Below are 7,767 nucleotides of genomic sequence, written 5' to 3'. Positions count from 1 at the left end.
TGAGGCCCGCCAGGTTCAAGTCATCGATATCTGGTGGGGCTCCTGCCATGCCCGCATGGATTCAGAAATCCCTGCGCTTGTGGATCCCCTATCGACACAACCGCCCACCTTTTTGCCCCGGTTACGTGGCTCCGGGTCTCGGTCCGCCCGTGGCCGGCGTCGGTCGTCTCGAGGACCGGCAGCGGCTCGGGCGGCGAGGATCTCGTTCTCGCCCTCGGCCACCGCCGCCTGCCCGATCGCGACGCGCGCCCCCGCGCCGAAGGCGGTCACCAGGTGCAGTGCGGAGCGGCCCGCCGCCCGGTCGAAGGAGCGCCTGAGCGTCTTGCCGTCGATCGCCGGCACGCCGACGCCATCGGCGCCGAGATCGTCGAGAAAGGCCGCGAACGCCTGCGCGAACGCCTCCGGATCGAGCAGGCGGAAGACCCGGCTGAAGGTGTCGTGGCTCGGTAACCCGTTCTCCAGGCCGAGAAATTCCCTCAAGAGCGGCTCGCGATCCCCGGCGAACTCCGCGAAGTCGACGCAGCTCTCCGCCCCGCAGATCGACGCCACCAGCGCGATCGCGAGAATATCGAGCAGCCGGTGGCGTCGGGCGTTGCCGCGACGCGGATCGGGGATCTCCCCGAGGATGTCGATCAGTGATGCCATGGGTCCCTCCTCGGAACCCACGGCAGAATCCAGATCACCCTGAAAGAGAAGCGCTATTTCTCAAATGCGATTCCCCTGGGTCAGTGGCCGACGGCGCCGGCCGAACCCCAGATGTAGACGACGGCGAAGAGGAACAGCCACACGACGTCGACGAAGTGCCAGTACCAAGCCGCCGCCTCGAAACCGACATGCTGCTCCGAGGTGAAATGGCCGTAGTAAACGCGCACCAGGCAAACCGTGAGGAAGATCGTCCCGATGATGACATGCGCGCCGTGAAAGCCGGTCGCCATGAAGAAGTTCGCGCCGTAGATGTTGCCCGAGAAGCCGAAATGGGCGTGGCTGTATTCGTAGGCCTGCACGATGGTGAAGAAGACGCCGAGGCCGATCGCGAGCCAGAGGCCCATCTTCATCTCGTCACGCCTGTTGTCGTGCACGAGCGCATGGTGGGCCCAGGTGGCGGCGCAGCCGGAGCAGAGCAGGATCAGCGTGTTGATCAGCGGCAGGTGCCAGGGGTCGAAGACCTCGATGCCCGGCGGCGGCCAGGTGTTGTCGATCGCCGCCATCGGATACATGGCGTGCTTGATGAACGACCAGAACCAGGCCGAAAAGAACATCACCTCGGAGATGATGAACATCATCACGCCGTAGCGCAGGCCGATCTGCACGATGGGCGTGTGATCGCCGACATGGCTTTCGGTGACCACGTCCGACCACCACGAGAACATCACGTAGAGGACGAGCACGAGGCCCATCAGCATCACCCACGGCCCGTGGTCGTGGAAGAACAGCACCGCGCCGAACAGCATCACGAAGGCGCCTATCGCGCCGGCGAAGGGCCAGATGCTGGGGGCTAGGATGTGGTAGTCGTGGTTCTTGTGGCCGGCCATTCCCTGGTCCCTCTAGTTCTCGATCGCCGCAGGCTCGACTTGACCGGCCGCCTCGGCGAGCCGCGTCGACCCGGGCGTCGCGGCCGCGTCGGCGGCGGCCGGCGGATCGCTCGGGTGCATGGTATAGGACAGCGTGATCTCGCGGACCCCCTTTGCCTCGGGGTCGTCGAGGATCGCCGGGTCGACGAAGAAGCTGACCGGCATCTCGATGCGCTCGCCCGGCGCGAGCGTCTGCTCCTCGAAGCAGAAGCAGGCGATCTTGGAGAAGTACGCGCCCGCCGCATAGGGCGTGACGTTGAAGCTCGCCGTGCCCGTGATCGGGCGATCGGAGAGGTTGGCGAATTCGTAGAAGGCGAGGCCCGACTCGTCGAGGCGCACTTCCATCTTGCGCGCCACCGGCCGGAACTCGGCCGGCAGGCCGGGCGCGGTGTTGGCGTCGAAGCGGACGGTGATCACCTCGGGCCGCGCCGGGCCGGCGGGCGCCTCGGCGACGCCAGGGGTGCCGTTGTAGCCGGTCACCCTGCAGAAGAGGTCGTAGAAGGGCACCGCGGCGAAGCTGCCCGCGAGCATGATCCCGGCGACGACGGCCAGCCGTCGGGCGATCCGCCTGTTGGGGTTGGCGGTCATTCGGCGGGCTCCGTCGCAGGCAGGAGCGTGGGCCGGATCTGGTGGTCGAACCCCTCCATGCTCTGCCCCTGCGACAGCTTGACGATAGTCACGGCGAAGATCAGCAGGACCAGCGCGCCGAGGACGATCCCGAGCCCGACGTTGCGGCTCCGCCGCCGGCCGTAGATCTCGTGGCTGTCAGGGCGCATCGCGTCCCTCCTTCAGAACAGGACAGGCCAGCCCGCCGCGGCGAGGCCGGCGGCGCGCAGGCCCGCCTCGACGAGCAGGAGGCTGAAATGCAGGAACAGGTAGACGATCGAGAAGCCGAAGAACCGCTTCTCCACCCGGCAGCGGTCGGCCGCGGCAGTCGCCTCGTCGCGCCGCCAGATCGCCCAGGCGCCGCGGATGAAGAGCGCGTTGAGGACGAAGGCGCCGGCGAGGTAGACCGGTCCGCCGACGGAGGAAAAGGCGGGCGCGATCGCCGCGGGGGCAAGGATCAGCGCATAGGCGAGGATGTGGTTGCGGGTCGACCGCTCGCCGGCGGCCACAGGAAGCATCGGCACGCCGGCGCGGGTGTAGTCGTCGTTGCGGAAGAGCGCGAGCGCCCAGAAATGCGGCGGGGTCCACAGGAAGATCAGCAGGAACATCAGCACGCTGGCCGGCGCGATCCCGCCGGTCGCGACGGCCCAGCCCACCATCGGGGGAAAGGCGCCCGCCGCGCCGCCGATGACGATGTTCTGCGGCGTCGCCCGCTTGAGCCACATCGAGTAGATCACGACGTAGAAGAAGATGGTGAAGGCGAGGAACGCCGCCGCGAAGACGTTGGCGACGAGGCCGAGCATCACCACCGAGAAGCCCGACAGCGTCACCCCGAGCGCCAGCGCCGCGTCGTGCTCGACCCGGCCCGAGGGGATCGGGCGGCCCTTGGTGCGCGCCATCACCGCGTCGATGTCGCGGTCCCACCACATGTTGAGCGCGCCGGCCGCGCCTGCGCCGACGCCGATGCAGACGAGCGCGGCGAAGGCGATCACCGGGTGGACCGGGACCGGGGCGCAGACGAGGCCGACCAGCGCGGTGAACAGCACGAGCCGCATCACCCGCGGCTTCAGCAGATCGACGAAGTCGCCGAACTGCGCCTCGGGAGCGCCGGTCTTGTCGGTCCAGACGACCTCGGTCATCGCTCGCTCCGCCCTCGGGCTGGCTTGCGGCGGCTCAGTGCGCCGGAGCCGTCGCTTCCGCCACGCTCGCCTCGCCGCGGGTGCCGCCATATTCGTCGATCGCCCAGTCGAGCCAGGCGGCGTAGTCCTCGGCCTCGAGCGCCTTCACCACGATCGGCATGTAGGCGTGGTCCTTGCCGCAGAGCTCGGAGCACTGGCCGAAGTAGACGCCCGGCTCCTCGACCCGGAACCAGGTCTCGTTGAGCCGGCCCGGGACAGCATCGATCTTCACGCCGAAGGCGGGCATCGCAAAGGAATGGATCACGTCCGCGCCGGTGGTCTGGAGCTTCACCACCGCGCCGACCGGGATCACGAGCGCCGTGTCGGCGGCGAGCAGGTAGAGATCCTGCGAATAGCCGGCCGCCTCGAGATCCTCGCGCGGCAGCAGCAGGCTGTCGTAGGAAAACTCGTTGTCCGGGTACTCGTAGTTCCAGTACCACTGGTTGCCCGTCGCCTTCACGGTCAACTCCGGGGCCGGGATCTCCAGCTGCTTGAACAGGATGGGCAGCGAGAACGAGCCGATCACGATCAGGATCAGGACCGGCACGAGCGTCCAGGCGATCTCGAGCCGGGTGTTGTGGGTGAACCGGCCCGGCTCGGGGTTCGTGCGCTTGTTGAAGCGCAGGATCACGATGGCGAGGAGAGCCATCACCAGGACGACGATCACCACCATGATCGTGTGGACCATGTGCGACAGCCAATGCATGTCGTGGGCGACCTCGGTCACCGCCGGCTGGTAGCCGACGCCGCCAGGAACGGGCACGCCGATCACCGGGAGGTCGGGCATGGTGAAGACGGCCGCGGGCGCATCGGCCTCGGGCGGCGTCTCGGCCGGGGCGGCCTCCGCCGCCGGCGGTTGCGCCTCGGCCCCGGGAGCCTGCGGGGCCTCCGCCGCGGGAGCCTCCGCCGCAGGCGCCAGGGTGTCCTGGGCGAGCGCCGCCGGCGCGAAGGCGACCGTCAGGGCCAGGTGGAGCGCCGTCGCGAGGCTTAGCGTCTTCATGCCGTTATCTCACCGTCCCGCCGGACGCCTGCGCGCCCGAGTTGCATCTCGCTGCCGGTGAACCATATTGAGGCGCGAAGGACAAGACGCGGGATCCATCCCCCGGCGTCGAAAACCAAACCCCCGGGGATCTCCGCCATGTCGCAGACACCGCGTTTCCGTCCCTTCGAGACCGACATCGACCCCGAGCGCACCCTCGACACGCTGCGCGAGGCGACGGCCGGGGCGGACGACGGCGAACTCTACCTCGAACGCCGCCGCTCGGAGGGACTGGTTTTCGACGACGGCCGGCTGAAGAGCGCGAGCTACGATGCGGCCGAGGGGTTCGGTTTGCGCGCCGTCCGCGGCGAAACCGCAGGCTATGCGCACTCCACCGAGATTTCCGAGGCCGCGCTGAAGCGCGCCGCCGAGACGGCCCGGCTGGCCGTCGGGGCCGGAGGCGGGGTCATGGCGCCGCCGCCGCAGGCGACGAACCAGCGGCTCTACACCGATCACGATCCGTTCGACGACGCCGCCTTCCCGGTCAAGGTCGAGACCCTGCGCGAGATCGACGCCTATCTTCGCGGCAAGGATGCGCGGGTGGTGCAGGTCTCGGCGACCCTCGCCGCCTCGATGCACGAGATCGAGATCCTGCGGCCCGAGGGCGGCCGGGTCGCGGAGGCGCGGCCGATGGTGCGCCTCGGCGTCTCGGTGATCGTCGAGGAGAACGGCCGGCGCGAATCGGGCGGCTACGGCGGCGGCGGCCGCCACGGGCTCGCTGCGCTGATGGAGGCGGGCCACTGGAAGGCGGTGGCCGACGAGGCGCTCAGGATCGCGACGGTGAACCTGCGCGCCGAGCCCGCGCCCGCGGGCGTGATGGACGTCGTTCTGGGCCCCGGCTGGCCCGGAATCCTGCTCCACGAGGCGGTGGGGCACGGCCTCGAGGGGGACTTCAATCGCAAGGAGACCTCCGCCTTCGCCGGCCTGATGGGAACCCGCGTGGCGGCGCCCGGGGTGACGGTGGTCGACGACGGCACGATCCCCGACCGGCGCGGCTCGATCTCCTTCGACGACGAGGGCACGCCCTCCCGGCGCAACGTGCTGATCGAGGACGGCATCCTCGTCGGCTTCATGCAGGACCGCCAGAACGCCCGGCTCATGGGCGTGGCGCCGACCGGCAACGGCCGCCGCCAGAGCTTCGCGCATATCCCGATGCCGCGCATGACCAACACGATCATGCTCGGCGGCAGGGACGACCCGGCGGACATCCTCGCAAGCCTGAAGGACGGCATCTACGCCGTCGGCTTCGGCGGCGGGCAGGTCGACATCACCAACGGCAAGTTCGTGTTCTCCTGCACCGAGGCCTACCGGGTGAAGGACGGTCGTGTCGGCGCCCCGGTCAAGGGCGCGACCCTGATCGGCGACGGCGCGACGGCGCTGAAGCATGTCCGCGCCATCGGCGACGACATGGCGCTCGACCCCGGCATCGGCAATTGCGGCAAGAACGGCCAGTGGGTCCCGGTCGGCGTCGGCCAGCCGACGCTGCTGATCGGCGGCCTCACCGTGGGCGGCAGCGCGACCTGACGCGAGGCGCTGCATCCGGGCCGACGTGCGCCCCGGGGGCGGAGGCGCCGTCGCCGGCAGGAGGGCCCATAGCCAAGGGATCGCGCCGGGGTCTCGCGGCCGATCCGTCCCTGTGAAAGGCTGTCTGCCGAGAGGCGCTCGACGTCGTCGCCCCGGTGCGCGACAACGACGGCCTCCAGGCGCGAAGGAGCCTCTCGATGCTGCGAACCATGGTTCTGCCGGCCCTCGCCGCGCTCGCCGGCGTGGGCATCGTCCTGCAGCAGGCGCTGAACGCCAACCTGCGCGTAGCGCTCGGCTCGGGCGCCTGGTCGGGCTTCGTCAGTTTCTTCGTCGGCGTGGTCTGCATGGGGGTCTTCGCCCTCGCCACCCGCGAACCTTTTTCGCTCGCCGCGGCCGCCGACCGGTTGCCGTGGTGGGTCTGGTGCGGCGGCTTCTTCGGGGCGGTCTTCGTCGCGCTCGGGCTCTTCCTCGTGCCGGTGATCGGCGCGGCGACGTTCTTCGCCTTCCTGATCGCCGGTCAGATGGCGGGTTCGCTTGCCTTCGACCAGTTCGGGTGGCTCGGGATCCCGGTGCGACCGGTCGATGCGACGCGGCTGCTCGGGGTCGTGCTTCTCGTTGCCGGCGTGGTCCTCGTCCGGCGCTAGGCGTTCATGTCCGCTTAACCGACCGACGCGAGGCTCGCCGCCATGGAAGCTCCCCGCTCCGTCAAGATCCCGCCCGAGGCCGTGCCCCGCTCGGAGACCGAGCGGCTCGACTGGCTGCGGCTGGCGCGGTCGCGGCGTGTGGGTCCCGCCACCTTCATCCGGCTCGTCCGCGAGCACGGCTCGGCCGGAGCGGCGCTCGACGCCTTGCCCGCCATGGCCTCGGCGGCCGGGGTGCGCGACTATGCCCCGGTCGGGCGGGACGCGGCCCAGGCGGAGATGGAGGCGGGGGCGCGGGCAGAGGCGCGCCTGCTGTTCCTCGGCGCGCCGGACTATCCGGCCGCGCTCGCGACCATCGGCGATCCGCCGCCCGCGCTCTGGGCGCGGGGCGATGCCGCGCTTGCGCTCCGGCCTGGGGCGGCGCTGGTCGGCGCGCGCAACGCCTCGGCGCTCGGCTGCCGCATGGCGGCGCGGCTCGCGCGCGATCTGAGCGCGGCCGGGCTCGTGGTCGTCTCGGGCCTCGCGCGGGGGATCGACGCCAGCGCCCACGAGGCGGCGCTGGAGACCGGAACCATCGCCGCGGTCGCCGGCGGCGTCGACGTCGTCTACCCTCCCGAGAACGCAAGCCTCGCCGCACGGATCGCTGCGGAGGGGCTCGTCGTCTCCGAGATGCCGCCGGGCCACCAGCCGCGCCCGCAGGACTTCCCCCGCCGCAACCGGATCATCTCCGGCCTCGCCCTGGGGGTCGTCGTCATCGAGGGCGCGGAGCGCTCGGGCAGCCTGATCACCGCGCGCGACGCGCTCGACCAGGGGCGCGAGGTCATGGCGGCGCCCGGCAGTCCGCTCGATCCGCGCGCCGCCGGATGCAACGCCCTGATCCGTGACGGCGCGACCCTGATCCGCTCCGCCGCGGATGTGCTCGAGGCGCTGGCCGCCAGCCTCGCCGCCGCGCCGCCGCGCCGCCCGGCCCCGCCCGCGCCGCCGGACCCGGGCCCTGCGGCGCCCGGGCTCGGCGGGCGGCTCCTCGCGCTGCTCGGTCCCAGCCCGACGCCTGAGGACCTGCTGATCCGCGAGACTGGCGCCGCGGCGGCCGAAGTGGCCTCCGCCCTGCTCGAACTCGAACTCGACGGCGCCGTGCTGCGCCACCCCGGCGGGCTGGTCAGCCGCCCTCCGGCCTGATCCCCCGCGCGCTGCCGAACAAGTCCGGA

8 protein-coding genes and 1 pseudogene are annotated in these 7,767 nt (G+C 70.8%); 3 read left to right on the top strand and 6 right to left on the bottom strand.

The window, feature by feature from the left end; genetic code table 11:
• Nucleotides 1-183: 183 nt before the first annotated feature.
• The 6 genes and pseudogenes from KBA23_RS05790 to coxB all read right to left on the bottom strand — a co-directional run.
• A pseudogene (locus KBA23_RS05790) lies at nt 184-645 on the bottom strand (ISAs1 family transposase); the annotation flags it as partial.
• Between the two features lie 80 nt (nt 646-725).
• Nucleotides 726-1,532 carry a cytochrome c oxidase subunit 3 gene (locus tag KBA23_RS05785; protein ID WP_290737830.1) on the bottom strand — a complete coding sequence of 269 codons (807 nt, stop codon included), beginning with the start codon at nt 1,530-1,532 and terminating at the stop codon, nt 726-728.
• 12 nt (nt 1,533-1,544) lie between these two features.
• Entirely contained in the window at nt 1,545-2,159 is a 615-nt protein-coding gene (locus tag KBA23_RS05780; protein WP_290737827.1) for a cytochrome c oxidase assembly protein, read from the bottom strand.
• Nucleotides 2,156-2,347 carry a hypothetical protein gene (locus KBA23_RS05775; RefSeq protein WP_290737824.1) on the bottom strand — a complete coding sequence of 64 codons (192 nt, stop codon included), beginning with the start codon at nt 2,345-2,347 and terminating at the stop codon, nt 2,156-2,158. The genes KBA23_RS05780 and KBA23_RS05775 overlap by 4 nt, the downstream gene beginning before the upstream one ends.
• A 12-nt stretch (nt 2,348-2,359) precedes the next feature.
• A complete protein-coding gene (gene cyoE, locus KBA23_RS05770; RefSeq protein ID WP_290737820.1) occupies nt 2,360-3,316 on the bottom strand; it encodes a heme o synthase in 957 nt (318 codons plus the stop codon).
• Between the two features lie 34 nt (nt 3,317-3,350).
• Nucleotides 3,351-4,355, bottom strand: a complete 1,005-nt coding sequence (gene coxB / locus KBA23_RS05765; RefSeq protein WP_366935295.1) for a cytochrome c oxidase subunit II — start codon at nt 4,353-4,355, stop codon at nt 3,351-3,353.
• Nucleotides 4,356-4,493: 138 nt separating this feature from the next.
• On the opposite strand from coxB, the gene tldD reads away from it, so the two are divergent.
• The 3 genes from tldD to dprA all read left to right on the top strand — a co-directional run bounded on the left by tldD (nt 4,494) and on the right by dprA (nt 7,738).
• Nucleotides 4,494-5,918 (top strand): metalloprotease TldD, encoded by a 1,425-nt coding sequence (gene tldD / locus KBA23_RS05760; protein ID WP_290737817.1) that lies wholly within the window; start codon nt 4,494-4,496, stop codon nt 5,916-5,918.
• Between the two features lie 197 nt (nt 5,919-6,115).
• Nucleotides 6,116-6,562 (top strand): DMT family transporter, encoded by a 447-nt coding sequence (locus tag KBA23_RS05755; protein WP_290737814.1) that lies wholly within the window; start codon nt 6,116-6,118, stop codon nt 6,560-6,562.
• A 42-nt stretch (nt 6,563-6,604) separates the two neighbouring features.
• On the top strand, nt 6,605-7,738 hold the full coding sequence (dprA, locus tag KBA23_RS05750) for a DNA-processing protein DprA (protein ID WP_290737811.1): 1,134 nt from the start codon (nt 6,605-6,607) through the stop codon (nt 7,736-7,738).
• Nucleotides 7,739-7,767: the final 29 nt, after the last annotated feature.

It is taken from the genome of Amaricoccus sp. (assembly GCF_017995835.1).
GTDB lineage: Bacteria > Pseudomonadota > Alphaproteobacteria > Rhodobacterales > Rhodobacteraceae > Amaricoccus.
Note: the sequence above shows the minus strand (reverse complement) of the source record. Positions and strands in the feature narration are given on the sequence as shown.